Raw genomic sequence first — 16,846 nt, forward strand, 5'->3', positions numbered from 1 at the left:
TTAGGCCTCCTTTGACTTCCGGACGATCATGGTCGAAAAGTAAGAAATCTTCTCATCACCTTGCCAGTCGCTCAAGTCCCGGTAGACTGTCTCCGATTCCATGGTGGCTTGGCTAATAATTTGGGCCTGGTCACGGAGATTTTTTTCATCGAGGAGGGCTAGGATTTTCTTGAGATGACGTTTAATTTTCATAATGACGATGGTGTCAGCATTTTTTAGATTCAACCGAATCAGGTCAGTAGATGCTGTCGCTGGTAGTACAGTAAAACTTTCTTCATCAATCACCAGAGGGACTTGCAAAGCTGCCGCCATCGCTTGGTAAGAAGTTATCCCTGCCACCAACTCCACACTATAATCCTGGCACAAGCGTTCTTCCAGATAGGTAAAGGTGGAATAAGTTGAAGGATCTCCCAGGGTTAAGAAGGCAATGGACTTGCCTTGGTCAAGGTCCTGGGCCATGGCTAGGGCTACTTGATCCCATTGCTTGGTCTTTACTGCCCTATCCTTAGTCATAGGAAAATGATAGGTTTTTACCGGGGTATGGCTAGGGATATAAGGCTCTGCAATGGAAAAGGCCAAGCTGGCTTGACCTTTTTTCCCGGTAGGAACATAGATAATATCAACGGCCTTAAGCTTTTCAATGGCTTTTAGGGTCAAATAGCCCTTATCCCCTGGCCCAACGCCGATTCCATATAATTTAGCCGGCATGGTCCTCCTCCATCAATTCACCTAAATGCTTAAGGTAAAGTTGACGAATGGCTGGGTCTTCTCCTAAACCCTCCAAGTGGATCATGACATGGAAGCCATAATTTTCAAATTGGGTTTGCCAGGAATCGGGATCCTCCGAAGCCATATCATTATGGGCATGGTCACCAGCCACCAGCATGAGGGGGCGCAGGTGGACGGTTTTAATACCCTTTTGCCGTAAATCCTTGATAAAGTCTTCCTCCAATTCGGGATAACTTTCCACACAGCGTACATAAGCCGGTTTATCGGCTAGCATATAATCTAGGGTCACATAGCTAGTAAATTGCGGTGCTTGGGTTCCATGGGCCATATAAACCATAACTTCATCTTGGGCTAGACTTTGGATGTCTTGGTCCAAAACTGAAAGTAGGTCTTGGTAGTCCTCATAGATATCTAAGAGCGGACGGGCAATCTTCACTTGGAAGTCTTGGTCTGCTGTTTCTCTTCGGGCTTGGTAAATTTTGTCGACCTCACTCCCATTAATCACATGGAGGGGTTGGATATAGACCCTTTGGTAGCCCTCAGCTTTTAAGGATTGTAAGGCTTCTAGGGGGGAGAGCCGAGTCAATCCTTCATGTTCCTGGATGCGTTTGCGCACAATGTTTGACGTGTAGGCCTGGTAAATGGGCCAGTTGGGATAGGCAGACTTAAGCTCTTGATAAATGGTTTCGATGGTTAATTCACGGGTCTTTTTAAAAGTGGTCCCGAAACTTGCTAGTAAAATGGCACTTTTCATATTGAACTCCTTTATTGCTTACTAAAATGATGGATAAAATCATCAACACTGCCGTGGAAATGTAGGGTTTCCGCCGCCAGCTTCTCTTGCCAAGGATCAAGTAGGTCTTGGCTAATCATAATATCAGCCTGCTTGAGAGCATTTTTTGCTAGCTCTAGGCGACTACTTTCAGCAGCTGGATCAGGATAAAAGATTAAATCGGCTCCTAAATCCTCTAAAGCCAGGCAATCAGTTAGAGGCGTCTGTGCCGAAATCGCAATCTGGTGGCCAAAGAGCGGGGCTTGACTAAAGAAGTCAAGCTTTTGCTGGTCAGTCACTACCTCGCCGAGGACAAAGAGGGCGGGCGCTTTGACCCGAGCCGCTTGACAGTCATCAATCATATGGCCCAGGTCAGAGACCAAGTAGCGTTCTTGGGCCCTTCCTGCCCACTCGATGGCTGCCATAGGCGTTTTTTCATTCAGGCCAGCTCCTATAAGGCCACTAACAATGGCTCCTAGAGCCTTTACCGCCATTAGAAAGACTGCCGTTCCCCCGCTATTGACAATGGCCTGATAATCTAAGTCGGTTCGACCCGATCGGCTCTGACCGGTATAAATGTGTAGGGAACTTGACTTATCCCGGTAAGTAGCTGGAATACCGGCATAGGCTAAGCCGGCGATGGCTGAAGTAATCCCGGGAATGACTGCGAAATCCACGCCCGCTTCTGACAGGGCCATGGCTTCTTCCCCACCCCGGCCAAAGAGGTAGGGATCACCACTCTTCAATCGGACTATGACTTGATATTCCTGGCTGGCTTGGATAAGTTGCTGGGTAATCTCTTCCTGAGAATGAGAGTGCTTACCAGGCTTTTTGCCAACATTCACCAAGAGGCAGGAACTTGGGGCGACTTGCAGTAGATTTTGATTAATGAGACGGTCATAAAAGATAATATCAGCCTTTTGCAGGCAATCATAGGCCGCTAAGCTGAGATTGCCTAGCCGGCCTAAGCCGGCACCTACTAAATAAACTTTACCGCTAGTCATCACGATTCTCCTTACTTGGGCTATCGCTTGAGGAGGATTGCCCTTGGCTTAATAATTGACGGCTTAGGGATAGAACCTCATCGATGTCATGAGTCATTTCAGGATAAGCCACATCGGGTCGGGTAATTTCAATCACATCCATGCCCCGGTCTAAGGCAGCCGAAACCTTCTCATCCATCCCACCGGCCTGGCCACTTTCCTTGGTAATCATGATCTGGGCATTGACCTTTTTATAGAGCTCCGCATTTAAAGCCTTAGAATAAGGCGGTTTAATGGCGTGGATTTGCCCCGCTGATAGCCCAGCTGCTTCACAGTGTTTGACCACGGAAGCAACAGGAAGGACACGCACAACTAAGCGCTCAGGCCCTAAGATTTGGGCAAAATCACCTACCGTCTTCGACCCAGTCGCTAGATAGATATGGTCCTCAATACCATGGCCTTTTTCTTGCCACAATCTTTCGGCACTTTGACAAGCTTGGGCTAAAGAAGTCACTTGCTGAATACGAGGATCTGCTTTAGACAAGGGACGTTCGAAACGTAAGTAAGGAATTCCTACCGCCTGAGCAGCAGCAATGGCATTCTTGGACACCAAATCAGCAAAGGGATGGGTAGCGTCAACCACCAGGTCAATGGCATGGTCTTTGAGGTAAGTCTCCATTCCGTCTTGGTCCATCCGACTTTGAATCACTCGGTCCTTAAATTTTTTTGAATAAATCTTGCCATAATTAGTCGCCACTGAAAGGGTCACCTCACAACCCCCTTCAAGTAGGGTCTCCATTATTTTTATGCTATCTGAAGTCCCACCAAATAGAAGTATCATCAGCTCATCCTTTCTTGTTCAGCTTGTCTTAAATCCCATACTTATCTTCATAACCGCGGGGGGTATACATCCAATTTTTGTAAACCTTGGTAAAACGGTTGCCCACAATCACCGTTGTCGTCATATCGACCACTTCCTCATCGAGCTCGTCGATGGTCGTAATAATGGTTTCTTCCTCTTTACGGCCTACATCCTTAACGATGCCAACGACAATATCGCCACCCTTATAGGATTTAATAATCTCTAGAGCCTTAGCTAAATGTTTGGGCCGGCCTTTAGAACGTGGATTGTACAAGCAAATCACAAAATCCCCTTGGGCTGCAGCATGGAGACGTTTCTCAATCATGGCCCATGGTGTCATCAAGTCACTCAGGCTAATAAAGCAAAAGTCATTCATTAGCGGGGCACCAAGGTTAGCTGCTCCGGCAATCCCGGCACTGAGCCCTGGGATAACCTTGACTGGGATATCTTCTTCTTGACTGGCTAACAACTCAAAAATTAAGCCAGCCATGGCGTAGATGCCTGAGTCCCCACTGCAGACCACCGCAATATCTTTACCAGTGTCTTTAGCTAATTCAATAGCTTTTTGACAGCGGTCAATTTCACCTTTCATGCCGGTAGAATAAACTTCCTTGCCGCCAATCAAGTCTTCAATTAAGGCAATATAGGTCTTATAACCGACAATAATTTCCACCTGGTCAAGGACTTCAAGACATTCCTTGGTCATTAAGTCCTTGTCACCTGGTCCCAATCCAACAATATATAACATCTTTCATTACTCCTCTTCTTGATAATATGCCAGAGTAAAAGTTACCCCATTATGGGCATAGCGCCCACTGACCACATGGCCCTTGGATTCCAAATGGGCAGCAGTCTGTGAGACCGAACTCACTCCGACCGTCTTTTTGACAAAATCAGAGCCTGGGTAATAACTTTCAAAAGCCAGTAAGTCTTCCTTGGAAAACGTTTTAAAATTAAAGTAGTGGTCTTTAGCCAGTTGTAAAATGGCCTCTTCTTCTGCTTTTAGATCAATAGACACCACGGTTTTAATACTTTCCCAGCGCAAATTTTCCCCTTGGAGGAATTTTTCTAATTCTTCTAAGAGTAAGGGATAAGGGGTATTTTTTTGCAACCGATTCCTAAAATGTAGCGCCGGGGAATCATTTCTACCAGAGGCAGATCCTTGGGAAGGCTAAGATAATTTTGTTGACGATTAGTCACCAGCACCAGCCCTTGGTAAGCTGCCCAAGTAGTGGGGTCAAGTGAGCTAGTTTTTGCTGCTGGCTCCGAGCAATTCCCTTTGGCCAGGGTCTGATAACCCGGAGGCGAGGTAAAATTGAATACCGTCCCATTTAAGTAGAGAATGGGCGCTCCTTCGGCAATTAGCAAGTTAAAGCGCCGAGTTTGTTTCTTAAAATCACTATAGACGGCCCCATAGCTAAAGGCCAAGTCATCAATTCCTAGCCGGCCTTGGCTATCGGTTGCTGTGGTTATCACCGCTTGACTAGGAAGTTCCTTAGCCAGTAAACGAGCATAGTGGTTGGCCCGACCAAAGTGCCCCGCCAAGAGACTAATCACGTGTTGGCCCCCTTCATCTAGGACCAGTACGGCCGGATCAGTCATCTTATCTTCAATCACTGGTGCTAAGGCTCGGACCACAACCCCAGTCGCCATAATAGCAATCACCAGGTCTGCTGATTGAAAAGCTTCCTGGAGGGCCAGAACTGCCCGCCCTTGGCTTTGCTTGCATTCATGATAGCGGGGATCTAGGGGAGCTTGGTCAGTCATCCTCACATAAAGCCTGGCCTGGGGAAAGCAATTAGCTTTAATCTTTCGTCCCAAATCTCTGGCCTTTTGGGTAATGGTAATAATAGCCACCCGCTTATTTTCTTCCCCACGCTGCATCCGTTCTAAAAAGCGGGGATCAACCTTAGTTTCTAAAGCCATGGCTAAAGTCCGTATCGTAGAGCTTGGAATAATAGAATTCTTCCCCTAAGAAGTTCCCCACTAAAATCAAAGCCGTGAGCTTAATCCCAGCGGCTTGGGTCTTTTCAGCAATATCTGCTAGGGTACCCACTACTTGTTTTTCTTGGGGCCAGGTAGCCTTATAAATCACTACAGCTGGGGTGTCTTTGGAATAACCACCTGCCAACAATTCTTCCACAACGCCCTGTATATTTTGGACTGAGAGGAAGATAGCCATGGAAGTTTGGTGACTGGCTAAGGACCGTAAATTTTCTTTTTCAGGAACGGGTGTCCGCCCTGCCATCCGAGTAATAATCAGGCTTTGACTGACTTCGGGGACAGTATATTCGGTACCGATCGCCGCCGCTGCCCCTAAGAAGGAAGAAACTCCGGGAATAACGGCAAAGTCAATTCCCCGTTGCTTTAATTCTTCGATTTGCTCCCGGATTGAACCATATAGGGAAGCATCGCCCGTATGTAGACGGACCACTTCTTGGTCTTGATCAATGGCTTCCTCAATCAGGGCTAGGATTTCATTGAGGTCTAACTTGGCACTGTCATAGGTTTCTGCCCCGCTCTTACAATAGTCGAGCAGGTCCTTGTTGATGAGTGAGCCGGCATAAATGACCCGGTCGGCCTCAGCCAATGCCTTATAGCCCTTTAGGGTAATGAGCTCCACATCGCCGGGGCCCGCTCCCACAAAAGTTACTTTAGCCATAATTTAACAACCTTTCTCTTTCAATCGTTCTTATTTACTTCTTACAGGAGATAATCGTGGTCGGGTTAAAGGGCTTAAAATAGTGCCCTGGCCCCATGGTTTTCCGGGTGGCTGCTTGTAGGGTTTGCACCTCAAGGTCTTGCCAGGATCCCGCTTCAAGGTAAGTAATAGCCTTATGGGCATTTTCCATCAGGATAAAGGTCAATACCAAACGCCCCCCCGGATTCAAGAGCTCATAGGCCCAATCAATAATTTCGAGTAACTTGCCTCCACTGCCTCCAATAAAAATCGCATCAAAGTGGCCCAAATCTTCCGTCATAGGCGCTTCCCCTAAAAAGACTTGATAATTTTTTAGGCCAAAGTGAGCCCGGTTTTCTTTGATTAAATCTACTGCCGCTTCTTTATGTTCGATGGCATAAACGTCTAAATCAGGATATTCTTGGGCGGCTTGTAGGGAAATACTCCCGGTCCCCGCGCCAATATCCAAAAAACGTCGGGCTTGGTGTAATTCTAAGAGGTCTAAAGCAACCGCCCGGATGGGAGCCTTAGTCATAGGAACTTTTCCCCGGATAAAACAACTATCTTTCATTTAAAATCACCACCACATTCATCGCATAGTCACGGTCTTCTACTTGGCTCAAAGGCCGTTTCTCGATCCGCTCATTATCATAAGATAGGTTCTCACCAATAACCATCTGGCAACCAGCAAGTTCTTCCCCTTCACTCCCCTTTAAGAGGGCTTGGGCAATTTGATAAGGCCCCCACTTGTCATCGGTCACCATGGCGACCTTAGGGAATTGACTGATCCAATCGATGTTGGGCTCCCGTCCATGACTCGAAGTTAAGTAGACATCATTCATGGCCATCCCTGTTCGGGAAAAAATATACTGAAGAGAAGAAATGCCAGGATGGATACGGATGGCTTGCTGGGGTAAATTACGGTAAAGGTAGTTACCAACCCCATAAAGCATGGGGTCCCCCGAAGCGAGCACTGCTACATCTTCCCTCTTAGCCAGGTGGTCCTTTAAGCAGGCTAAAAGTTCTCCCAGCTTACCTAGTCGATGGGGCTGCCCCTTAATATAGTTAGCTAAGGAATCTAATTGCCGCTGGCTTCCGTAAATATGGGGCAGCTGAGCTAATAAGTCAACAGCATGGTTGACCAGATAGTCAGTCTGCCCTGGGCCAATACCAATCACATGAATCATCCCCAAATCACCTCCAATTCCTTCAATGGTTTAGTCATCACGGTCACATCATGGTCACTCAGGAAAGTAATAGCCTCCACATGGATATCTGGGGCCCGGAACTTAAAGAGTTTTAAGACCCTGTCCTTAATTTTATCCACAATGACTTGGTAAACTTGACCATACCCTGCTGCTAAGATGAGTTCAGCTTGGGCTTCGGTGGTAATGGCCTCGTTGACTTCCTGCAATAAGTCTAGAGGAGCCCCCAGAAGGGCCAAGTTGGCCAGCATGATTTCGTTTCTGGCATCGGCATCTTTGGAATGGGTGGAAAAAATTCCTCCTGCAATTTTAATAAACTTGCCCAAGTGGCCCACCAGTAAGATATCGGTAAAACCGATCCGCATGGCTTCTAATAAGACATAGCCCACAAAATTACTCATCTGCACAATATAATCAGGGTTCAAGTGGGTATGTTCAGCGATAAAGTCATTGCCATAATTTCCCGGTGTTAAAATTAACTTATCTAACCCTAGCGCTTTCTTTTGTTGCATTTCTAGGGTGATCGATTCTTTCCAGGTATCTTCCGACATTGGCCGAACGATTCCTGAAGTACCTAGGATGGATATCCCACCCAGAATACCAAGTTGAGGGTTTTGAGTAGCCTTAGCGGTTTCCTCCCCTCCCGGTACCGAAATAACAATGTCCACCCCTTGGTCTGGTCCCAAGAGTTGGCGGGCAGCTTCCTGAATCATTTTTCTAGGTGTGGGGTTAATGGCAGCATTGCCGGGCTCAATTTTTAAGCCTGGTTTGGTCACCCGCCCCACTCCTTGACCACCATCCAGGGTGATCTGACTATCCTGGCGACGGGTCACGGTGGCATAGATATCCAAGCCATCGGTGGCATCAGCGTCATCGCCTCCATCTTTGACCACCGAACAAGAAGCTTGGTCTAAACTGAGCTGGCAGTGGTCGATTTCTAAGACTAAGTCCACCCCTGCTGGCGTCATTAACTGAACTTGGTGAACCGGTTTTTGAGTCAGTATCATTTCCACAGCAGCCATAGTCGCTGCAGTGGCGCAGGTACCGGTGGTATAGCCCATCCGGAGGCGCTTGCCGTTATAAGATAAATAACCTGTTTCTTTCATCCCGATTCAGCTCCCTTCCCCTGTCTTCTAACTAATTTGGTCAACTTAATTTTGATAGATGGTATCTTTAATATCATATTGGATGGCATTAATAATGGCAGCAGCAACATTGGACCCGCCTTTACGGCCTAGAGCAGCAATGCTAGGAATGGGATAATCGTGGAGGGCTTGCTTGGACTCAGCTGCCCCCACGAAACCTACCGGCACACCCACAACCGCTTCGGCTTGTAAACGTCCTGCATCAATCATCTCTAGGATTTTATAAATGGCAGTCGGCGCATTGCCCACAACAAAGACTTTGGGTCCTTCGAGCTGAGCCGCTAATTCAATGGCTGCCATAGACCGGGTAATCCCCTTGTCTTCAGCAATTTGATAGGCTCTGGGGTCGCGGATAAAGCAATGGGTTTCTGTGCCTAGCTCCTTTAAAATTCGCTTATTAATTCCCGATTGGGCCATAGTGGTATCAGTAATCAAGTGGCCTCCAGAGCGAATCACTTCTTGGACCACCTGAGCGCCTTGGCGGTCAAAGACCAGGTTGCGTAAATAATCAAAATCCGCTGAAGTATGAATTGCCCGCTTAATAATACGCTCCTCTAGGTCATTTTGAAATTGGAAGTCAGGAAAGTCCCGTTTGATTTCCGCGTCAATAATTTCAAATGAGCGGTCAGTGATGCGTTCCGGTTTTTTATATAAGCCATCTCTAGTCCTCCTTAATCCATGAAATCATTTGGTCAATGACTTTAGGGTCTTGGTAAAAGTGTACATGTTGGTAAGCAGCATAGGTCTTATTCTTTTGAAAGCCCCCCTGCCACTCCTTAACCCGTTTACCATCGCGGTCCTTGTATAAGTTTCCAATCGTCCTTTCTGGACTGGTAAAGGTGGAATAATGAAATTCATGCCCCCTGACCTCATCACCGGCTTGGCCGTAAAAAGAATCGCTAGTAAGAGTCATGGTACAGTAGCCGAAGCGGCGTAGGCGGTCTGTCATTTGACTCTGCCCCTCAAAGATCCCCACCATGGGATAGTCTTTATCCTCCTTAGAAAAACTACTTCCTAAGTACATGAGACCCCCACATTCGGCAAGTATGGCCTTACCGGCCTTGTGGGCCTCTAAGAGGGCAGTACGCATGGCTTGGTTCTCAGATAAAGTATCAGCATAGAGTTCAGGAAAGCCCCCGCCAATATAGTAGAGGTCAGCCTCGGGCAAGTCTTGGTCATGGAGGGGACTAAAGGCTTGGAGCTGGCCCCCGCGTTTTTCTAATAAGGATAAGTTATCAGGATAGTAAAAGGAAAAGGCCTCGTCATAGGCATAGGCCACCTTAAAAGGAGACTCCTGGTCAGCCTTTTCATAGGGGGCCAGACTAGGACCAATAGCTGCTTGGTCGGTTTTGAGTCTATCTGGATCTAATTGAGACAAGTTTAAGATAGCATCAATCGCAATACTTTTCTCCATGGCTTGGGCTACTTGACTGACTTGGTCAACTAAATGATTATTCGCTTCTTCCAGGGCCAGGCCTAAGTGGCGGGAAGGCAAGGAGAAAGCTTCATTACGACCCAGGTAGCCTAGAACCGGCGCCTGGTTATAACGTTCAATGGCGTTTTTGATTAATTGATAATGGCTTTCTGAGGCCACTCGATTGACTAGGACACCGATAATATTGAGGTCAGGAATCAGGCTGAGATAACCCTTGACCATGGCGGCTGCAGAAGTCGACATGGCCCGCCCATCAATCACTAAGAGGATGGGAATATCCAGGGCCTTAGCAATGCCTGCGCTAGAGGCCTTGAGAGCGTCAGAACCAAAACCATCAAAGAGGCCCATAACTCCTTCCACCACGGCAATATCACTACCCTCAAGGTGGCGGGTATAGAGGGCTTTTAAGACCTGGTCATCAGGGACTAAGAATTGATCCAAATTAATCGAAGGACGTTGGCTAATCTTTTGGTGGAAACGCGTATCAATATAGTCTGGCCCCACCTTATAGGGTTGGACTATCAATCCACGCTTGATCAATGCTTGAATGAGCCCCAGCGTTAAGGTCGTCTTTCCTACATTACTGGTCGCTCCGGCAATCATTAGGGCTTTCATTTTTTATTCTCCCTTTCTATTTTTAAAAAGGCCTGGGCAATAGCGGCTAGTCCGGCAATTTCTTCATCATAGTCAGGATAGCCATCAATTTTCACCCGAGCAGCTAGTAAATGACCACCGCTTTTTTCAATGATTTCCGCAAAATCATCGACGGCCTTAGCGTAAATGGGATAGTCCCGGTCTCCAGAACCAAATACTGCCAGGGCCTGCTTTAATTTAGGGTTGGCTTGGATAAAATCGGGCAAGTCTTCGTAGAGATCTAGTAACTCTTCGGGAATCTCGGCATGGTTGCCGTAGGTATAGGAACCAATAGCTAAACCATCAGCTTCTAACAAGGTCTCATAGTCATAGGCATCGGCCCCGACTAATTGGTGGCTTAAGCCCAGGTCTTCCAAGAAGGAGGCCAGAATAAAGGCAGCAGCTTCGGTATTGCCTCGCAAGCTACTATAAACAATGCATATCTTCATCACCAAGTCCTCCTAACAGAAAAAAACGATTATTAAACAAATCAGGGTTTGCTCAATAATCGTTTTTGAATCTTTTATCACACGCAAAAATGACAGCCCTTTTTCGTCTTATTTATCAAACCCTGAGACATAAATAAAACTTCCTTTTATTACTGGCATTCTGACTGATACCTTAACGTAAACACAGTAGCATAGGGACTGCGTCGGACTCGCACCGACTTCCCCAGTAATAAAAGGGAGGACTTAGATATTATTTAATTACTTTGAATGGAAGCCAATCGAAAATCAACTTCTGGACCAATCGGGCGGTAGATAACGCCTTGAACCCGGTCACTCCTGAGGTGCCATTCATTTTTTTGGTAGAGCGGCACCACAACCGCTTGATCTTTAATTAGTTCTTCAATTTTCAAGGCCACTTGGTAGGGCCGGTCTCGATCTTGATTATAAGGGAAAGCAAGGTCAGTGATCAACCGATCCAACTCAGGATTTTGATATCGCCCGCGGTTAAAGGAATTGTCACTTTTCAAATTTTGATAATAGGCCAGAGGGTCATCATAGTCTGCCCCCCAAGCTGTTAAAGCAAAATCAAAGTCTTGCCGGTTCATACGGTCAATCCGATTTTTCTTGGGCACATTTTGCAAGTCAATGCTTAGGCCATCAAGGGCTTGCTCAAGAGTCTCCTTAAGATATTCAGACAATTTACGGCTATTCTCATCATCATTAGCTAAGAGGGTAAGGGTTAAGGTCTGCTTGTGATTAGCCGCCTTGTAGCGGTCAAAGGCCTCATGGGCTTGGTCTAAGTCGTACCAAGTATCCATTGCAGGACTATCAGTGATATCTTCTCCCGTAACCGGGTCAACCACTAGCTGACTGGGGACAAAGCTGGTTAGCGCACGCGCTCCCCCACCAATAAGTTCTTCAACGGCTCGGCTATCTATAGCATAAGCGATTGCCCGCCGCAAGTCGACTTGAGATAAGTCGGGGCTTTGATGGTTAAACTCCAGATAGTCGGTCCAGGCCTTGACTTGTAAATCGCCTTCCCCCTTGGCTTGATAATTTTTAGCTATTTGGCCATGAAGAGGCATTTGATCTAATTGTCCCGATTCAAATAAATTTACTCCCGTATTTTCCTCCTTAATAACCTGGACTTTGACCCCGTCAATAGCAAGATCTTGACGGTTATATTGGTCATTCTTTTGTAAATCCCAATGGTCTTGGCCGGCCTGCCAGTTTTTGATGACAAAGGGGCCATTGCCTAAGACATGGTCACTATCTTGACCATACTGATCCCCCTGGGCGGTGACATAGTCCTCATTAACTGGATAAAAAGGAGTAAAGGCCAATAGCTTGGTAAAATTCGGGTTAGGATAGTCCAGTTGGATTTGTAATTGATAGTCACCCAGGGCCTCAACCCCAAGTTGGTCGAGGGGAGCTTGACCGGACTGAATGGCTTTCGCCCCTTTAATTCCCTCAGCTAAATTAGCATAGGGTGCCGCTGTCTCAGGATTAACTAAGCGTCTAAAGCTATACACGAAGTCATGGGCAGTGACTGGCTGGCCATTTACCCACTTAGCATCCTGACGTAAGTTAATTGTATAGGTTAAGCCATCTGCTGAGATTTCAGGGAAGTCCTGGGCTAAATTAGCTTGTAAATCATTATTCTCATCTTGCCAATAGAGGCCATCGAAGACCTGACTACAGTAGGTCAGGCTGGTAATATCATTAGCCTTTTGATTATCCATGGTCGTTAAGGGGTACTTAGAAGGAAAATGAACCCACTCTTCTGGCAAGCTCACTTCCTGATCCTTGTCAGTACTTGACAGGTTATCAGCTTGGCAAGCAATTAAAAAGAGACATAGTAAGCTAGTCAATAGTGCTTTCAATAAGCTTCGCATGCTAATGACACTCCTCTATTTTGTCTTTCTTTTCATAAATGGGTTAAAGAATTTAGCAGGAAGACTAAGATATACCACTTCAGCCAAGGCCAGGTTAACCACGCTAGCAATTAATAAGGTCAGCAATAATCCACCCGTTACCATGGCTAAAATCGCTTGCCAACCGAGTAGTGGAATGAGGGCTAATTGGGCCAGTAAAACATTAAAGACTAAGGCAACCGCATCACTGAACAGAATTTTTCCTATGGACTTACCAGCTTTTCCCCGTAGATAGCCATAGACTGAACAGGTAAGACCCATCATTATTCCAATAATAATATGGGCAGGTAAGGTCAGCGGGAAGCCTGATAAGAGAGCGGTCAAGCCGTGAGAAAGAAGCCCCAGCAAGAAACCATAGCCTGGTCCTAGAATAATCGCCCCTAAAAAGGCAGGAAAAGAGTCTAAGGCAATACTGCCTAGAAAGTGAACATTGGCTCCAATAGTTGCAATAGCTAAAAGTAAGGCAGTTAAAATATTGGCATGTAAATTTTTCATAAGTAATCCTCATTTCATTTTTGTTTTTTTCGCTGGACGAATCCAGCTTATCCCAGAGCATGGCTTAGCGGCTATCAGCTACTAATGAGCATCATTAACATCGACAAAGCCATGGCTAGACTGGCACTGGTATACAATAAGGCGATGCTGGCTTTCACTTGCTGGGGGCCAATTTTCTTTTGAGTGTCCCCAATGGTCGGTTTTTCAATGGGCTGGCCATGGTAGACATGGGTTCCGCCCAGTTGAACACCTAAGGCACCGGCCGCTGCTGCTTCTGGATAACCTGCATTGGGGCTGCGGTGGGCGCGGCCATCCCGGAAACTGATCTTCCAAGCACTAGCCATATCTAAGCCCAAAAGGCCACTAGCTAAAACAATCAAAAGGCAAGTAAGCCGGGCTGGAATATAATTTGCTAAGTCATCCAACTTAGCCGCAAAATAACCAAAATACTGATAACGGTCATCCAAGTAGGCAATCATCGAATCTAAAGTATTGATCCCCTTATAGATGAGCCCACCCACCGGGCCAAATAAGATCACGTAAAATAAGGGGGCCACAAAGCCATCACTTAAGTTCTCAGCAACAGTCTCAATGACGGCTTGGTAAACTTCTTCCTCACTGAGCTGACTAGTTTCTCTCCCAACAATCCGACTCAGTTGTTGACGTCCCGCCTGTAGTCCACCTTTCTTCATCGCCTCTAAGACTCCATTTGCTTCATCAGCTAGTCCCTTGACGGCAAAACAGGTATAGGTGAGATAGATCCATACAAGCGCATAGAGAATGGGCGACAAGCGCTTAGCTCCATAGAGTATGAGGGAGCTAACCAGCAAAATGATAATTAAGAGCAAGAAGACTAAGACCCCACCTAAAAAAGTTTGGGTCATCGGCTTTTTCTTGTCGAACTGGCTAACTCTCTCATAACCACGAATAAAGCGGCCATAGAATTTAACCGGGTGAGGCCAGTTTGGGGGATCAGCTAGCCATAGATCTATCAGGAAGGCCAGCAAACGATAAATAGCAAGCATCCTTTACCTCTCTTTCTTTATTTCACTCATAAAATATCTGCCAAGGCTTGAAGCAAAGCCTGGTTTTCTTCCTTAGTTCGAACAGCCAGGCGGTAGTAGCCAGGTCCCAAACCCTTGAAGTCAGCTGTCTGTCGCAAAACAATGCCCTTTTCCAGTAAGTTTTGGGCCAAGTCTTTAGGCCCCTGGATTAAAAAGAAGTTAGCTGCGCTAGGAAAGATTTTCAAACTGGTATAATTCTCCAATCCTGCCTGCAAGTCTTTTTTAGCTGCAGCTAAATAATTCAAAGAGTCTTGACGGTAAGCGGATAAGTCAGACATTTTCCGACCACAGGCTTCCGCTAAGGCATTGACTGACCAGGTCAGTTGGGCCCCCTCTAAGTCATGCAAGAGGGACTGGTTACTGGTCATGGCCACGCCTAAACGCAGGCCAGGCATAGCGTAAAACTTGGTCAAAGAGCGGATAATCACCAAATTTTCTTCCTTTTCTACTCGTCCCAGCAGGGAATAGTCAGCCTGGTCAGGAAGAAAATCAATAAAGGATTCATCCACCAATAAAAATCCTCCGCGGTCGCTGACGCCACTTAATAACTCACTTAATAAGTTGGGGTTATACAAGGTCCCAGTGGGATTATTAGGCTGGCAGAGCCAGACTGAGAAGGCCATGCCCTGGTCTAGCTCTCGGTCCCGATGGTCATCGAGCCAGGACCAGAAAGTTTCTAAGCTAAAGGTAAAATCATTTTCTGCCTGAGTCAGATGGGACCAATGGGGGCGCTGGTACTTCTTAGCACTAGCTGAGTACTCATTAAAGCAAGGTTCAATGGTCACCATGGGATACGGCAAGGCAAAGGCCAAAAGGTCAATCAATTCTGCGGCCCCATTGCCCACCAGTAAGTGGTCATAGGACATTTGATAGTAGTCCGCCAAGGTTTGGCGTAAATCCCGATAGCTGTAATCCGGATAACGGTCCAGCTGGTCCAAATGGGAAACAATGACTTCCTTAAAGGCTTGGGGTAAGCCGAGGGGGTTAATATTTGCGGAAAAGTCCAAGGCCTGAGTCATATCCATGCCCATTTCCTGACTAAGTTCCTTTAAATTTCCACCATGTTTTGGCATTTTTCATCCCCCTCTTCAATAGCCTCGATTAGCCGGTTCAAAAATAAAGTTTGGTCAATCGCATAGCGATAAATCTTTCCCTGGGTAAAGTGACAATCAAAATATTTCACATCCAAATTTAAGAGTCGGCTGACCAATAAGCGCAACCAACCATGGTGCCCCAGTAAAAAATAGCTTCCCCCATCACTAGCAGAGCTAAAGACTCTAAATAAGGCCTTCAAGACCCGATCTCTAAAGGCAAAATAGCTTTCTGCCTCAGCTGGAGTAGTAAGAAAGGGTTGGTCAATATATTCCCACCAGGTCTTTGGATCCATGGCTTCGATTTCTTGGGCCGTTTTCCCTTCCCAGACACCCAAATCACGTTCATTCAAATCAGCTTCCCGAGTCCAGGGAAAGGCCTGGAAATCATTTTCAGTTTTTAAGCTGTCTGCAATAATCTGGGCAGTTTCTTGGGTACGCTGCATCCTAGAGGTTACTAAACGGTCAATTCTTTTTCCGCTTAGTGTCTGCCCCAAGGTCTGGGCTTGTCTCTGTCCCAAGGGGGTCAAATGCGGGTCCAGTCTGCCATAAAATTGCCCATCAACATTGCGAACACTTTGGCCGTGCCGAGCTAAATAAAGATCCATCAAATCCCTCCTAAGGCCAGTAAGCCTAAAAGAAAAGTGACCTCACTCAATGGCCCCATACAGCCCACCGTGTCTCCACTCATACCGCCTAAAAGCTGGTAGATATAGCGTCGGTAAAGGAGAACAACTACCGTAGTCATCCCATAAGCCAAGAGGCCTTTAAAGCCTAGGATGAAAAACAAGATCAAAAGCGTCAATACCTGGCCCAGTAAGATCCCCCATTTGGGAGTCCCTACCATCATTTTTCCCATACCATTGGGGTTGTAGCCAGAATAAACCAGCTGCCAATGACCTAGGGCAAGCATGGCTCGGGAAATCAGTCCCAGACTAATAATTACTCCCATTTGAGAGCCTAATCCAGAAAGACCATTCAGGACCTCACTACCAAGCACGTAGTATAACAAATAATAAAAGATCAAGGCAATGCCACCAAAGGCCCCCAAGCGTGAATCCTTCATAATCCGTAACATATCCTCTTTTTTACGCGCTGAGAAGATCCCATCACAAGTATCAGCCAAGGCGTCCATATGAAAGCCACCGGTGATTACCGTCTCAAAAATAAGGACTAGTAACCAAACGACATGGATCGGTAACACATAAGCCAGGAGAGCATAAATGAAAGCCAATAGACTAAAGAGCAAGGCCCCAAAAAGCGGCAGCAGATAGATCCCCTGACGGTAGCGCTCTAGCGGATGGTCGACGGCAATAGGAATAGGAATCCGGGTAAAGAATTGAAAATAAATGATTAAAACTTTAATCAT

At 46.5% G+C, this 16,846-nt stretch carries 19 protein-coding genes, 1 pseudogene and 1 riboswitch; all 20 genes and pseudogenes read right to left on the reverse strand.

The features are described 5' to 3' along the window. The gene (gene cobI, locus HMPREF9243_RS08155; RefSeq protein WP_013669173.1) at positions 1-708 is read right to left on the reverse strand and encodes a precorrin-2 C(20)-methyltransferase; all 708 of its coding nucleotides are present in this window, start codon (positions 706-708) and stop codon (positions 1-3) included. Continuing rightward, positions 698-1,483, reverse strand: coding sequence for a sirohydrochlorin cobaltochelatase (locus HMPREF9243_RS08160; protein WP_013669935.1), 786 nt, complete (start codon positions 1,481-1,483; stop codon positions 698-700). Before HMPREF9243_RS08160 ends, cobI begins: the two co-directional genes overlap by 11 nt. 11 nt (positions 1,484-1,494) lie before the next feature. Then, positions 1,495-2,505, reverse strand: a complete 1,011-nt coding sequence (gene cobA / locus HMPREF9243_RS08165) for a uroporphyrinogen-III C-methyltransferase (protein ID WP_013669125.1) — start codon at positions 2,503-2,505, stop codon at positions 1,495-1,497. Next, positions 2,498-3,325, reverse strand: coding sequence for a precorrin-6A reductase (gene cobK / locus HMPREF9243_RS08170; RefSeq protein ID WP_013668843.1), 828 nt, complete (start codon positions 3,323-3,325; stop codon positions 2,498-2,500). Before cobK ends, cobA begins: the two co-directional genes overlap by 8 nt. Before the next feature lie 28 nt (positions 3,326-3,353). Continuing rightward, positions 3,354-4,094, reverse strand: a complete 741-nt coding sequence (gene cobJ, locus HMPREF9243_RS08175; RefSeq protein ID WP_013668920.1) for a precorrin-3B C(17)-methyltransferase — start codon at positions 4,092-4,094, stop codon at positions 3,354-3,356. Positions 4,095-4,100: 6 nt separating this feature from the next. After that, on the reverse strand, positions 4,101-4,457 hold the full coding sequence (locus tag HMPREF9243_RS08180; RefSeq protein WP_041706226.1) for a cobalamin biosynthesis protein: 357 nt from the start codon (positions 4,455-4,457) through the stop codon (positions 4,101-4,103). Then, positions 4,424-5,272: a hypothetical protein gene (locus HMPREF9243_RS08185; protein WP_041706228.1), complete on the reverse strand. Its 849-nt coding sequence runs from the start codon at positions 5,270-5,272 to the stop codon at positions 4,424-4,426. Before HMPREF9243_RS08185 ends, HMPREF9243_RS08180 begins: the two co-directional genes overlap by 34 nt. Next, entirely contained in the window at positions 5,256-6,008 is a 753-nt protein-coding gene (locus HMPREF9243_RS08190) for a cobalt-precorrin-4 methyltransferase (protein ID WP_013669112.1), read from the reverse strand. The genes HMPREF9243_RS08185 and HMPREF9243_RS08190 overlap by 17 nt, the downstream gene beginning before the upstream one ends. Before the next feature lie 34 nt (positions 6,009-6,042). Further along, on the reverse strand, positions 6,043-6,597 hold the full coding sequence (locus tag HMPREF9243_RS08195; protein ID WP_013670094.1) for a decarboxylating cobalt-precorrin-6B (C(15))-methyltransferase: 555 nt from the start codon (positions 6,595-6,597) through the stop codon (positions 6,043-6,045). Beyond that, on the reverse strand, positions 6,587-7,213 hold the full coding sequence (gene cbiE, locus HMPREF9243_RS08200) for a precorrin-6y C5,15-methyltransferase (decarboxylating) subunit CbiE (protein ID WP_013668897.1): 627 nt from the start codon (positions 7,211-7,213) through the stop codon (positions 6,587-6,589). The genes HMPREF9243_RS08195 and cbiE overlap by 11 nt, the downstream gene beginning before the upstream one ends. Further along, complete coding sequence (gene cbiD / locus HMPREF9243_RS08205) at positions 7,210-8,337, reverse strand: cobalt-precorrin-5B (C(1))-methyltransferase CbiD (protein WP_013669919.1); 1,128 nt, start codon at positions 8,335-8,337, stop codon at positions 7,210-7,212. The genes cbiE and cbiD overlap by 4 nt, the downstream gene beginning before the upstream one ends. 45 nt (positions 8,338-8,382) lie before the next feature. After that, positions 8,383-9,012 (reverse strand): annotated as a pseudogene (locus HMPREF9243_RS08210) (cobalt-precorrin-8 methylmutase); the annotation flags it as partial. Positions 9,013-9,037: 25 nt separating this feature from the next. Then, on the reverse strand, positions 9,038-10,426 hold the full coding sequence (locus HMPREF9243_RS08215; RefSeq protein ID WP_013669575.1) for a cobyrinate a,c-diamide synthase: 1,389 nt from the start codon (positions 10,424-10,426) through the stop codon (positions 9,038-9,040). Continuing rightward, positions 10,423-10,893, reverse strand: a complete 471-nt coding sequence (locus HMPREF9243_RS08220; protein ID WP_013669071.1) for a flavodoxin domain-containing protein — start codon at positions 10,891-10,893, stop codon at positions 10,423-10,425. Before HMPREF9243_RS08220 ends, HMPREF9243_RS08215 begins: the two co-directional genes overlap by 4 nt. A 132-nt stretch (positions 10,894-11,025) precedes the next feature. Further along, positions 11,026-11,161, reverse strand: a riboswitch (cobalamin riboswitch). Continuing rightward, complete coding sequence (locus tag HMPREF9243_RS08225) at positions 11,148-12,788, reverse strand: peptide ABC transporter substrate-binding protein (RefSeq protein WP_013670086.1); 1,641 nt, start codon at positions 12,786-12,788, stop codon at positions 11,148-11,150. Its footprint overlaps the riboswitch before it by 14 nt. 15 nt (positions 12,789-12,803) lie before the next feature. Beyond that, entirely contained in the window at positions 12,804-13,322 is a 519-nt protein-coding gene (locus HMPREF9243_RS08230) for an ECF transporter S component (protein ID WP_013669194.1), read from the reverse strand. A gap of 74 nt (positions 13,323-13,396) precedes the next feature. After that, positions 13,397-14,347 (reverse strand): adenosylcobinamide-phosphate synthase CbiB, encoded by a 951-nt coding sequence (cbiB, locus tag HMPREF9243_RS08235; protein WP_013668657.1) that lies wholly within the window; start codon positions 14,345-14,347, stop codon positions 13,397-13,399. A gap of 26 nt (positions 14,348-14,373) precedes the next feature. After that, a complete protein-coding gene (locus HMPREF9243_RS08240; protein WP_013669402.1) occupies positions 14,374-15,459 on the reverse strand; it encodes a histidinol-phosphate transaminase in 1,086 nt (361 codons plus the stop codon). Continuing rightward, positions 15,435-16,085 (reverse strand): histidine phosphatase family protein, encoded by a 651-nt coding sequence (locus HMPREF9243_RS08245; protein WP_013668831.1) that lies wholly within the window; start codon positions 16,083-16,085, stop codon positions 15,435-15,437. The genes HMPREF9243_RS08240 and HMPREF9243_RS08245 overlap by 25 nt, the downstream gene beginning before the upstream one ends. Further along, positions 16,085-16,846 (reverse strand): adenosylcobinamide-GDP ribazoletransferase, encoded by a 762-nt coding sequence (gene cobS, locus HMPREF9243_RS08250; RefSeq protein ID WP_013669903.1) that lies wholly within the window; start codon positions 16,844-16,846, stop codon positions 16,085-16,087. Before cobS ends, HMPREF9243_RS08245 begins: the two co-directional genes overlap by 1 nt.

The sequence above is a fragment of the Aerococcus sp. Group 1 genome (assembly GCF_000193205.1).
GTDB lineage: Bacteria > Bacillota > Bacilli > Lactobacillales > Aerococcaceae > Aerococcus > Aerococcus urinae_A.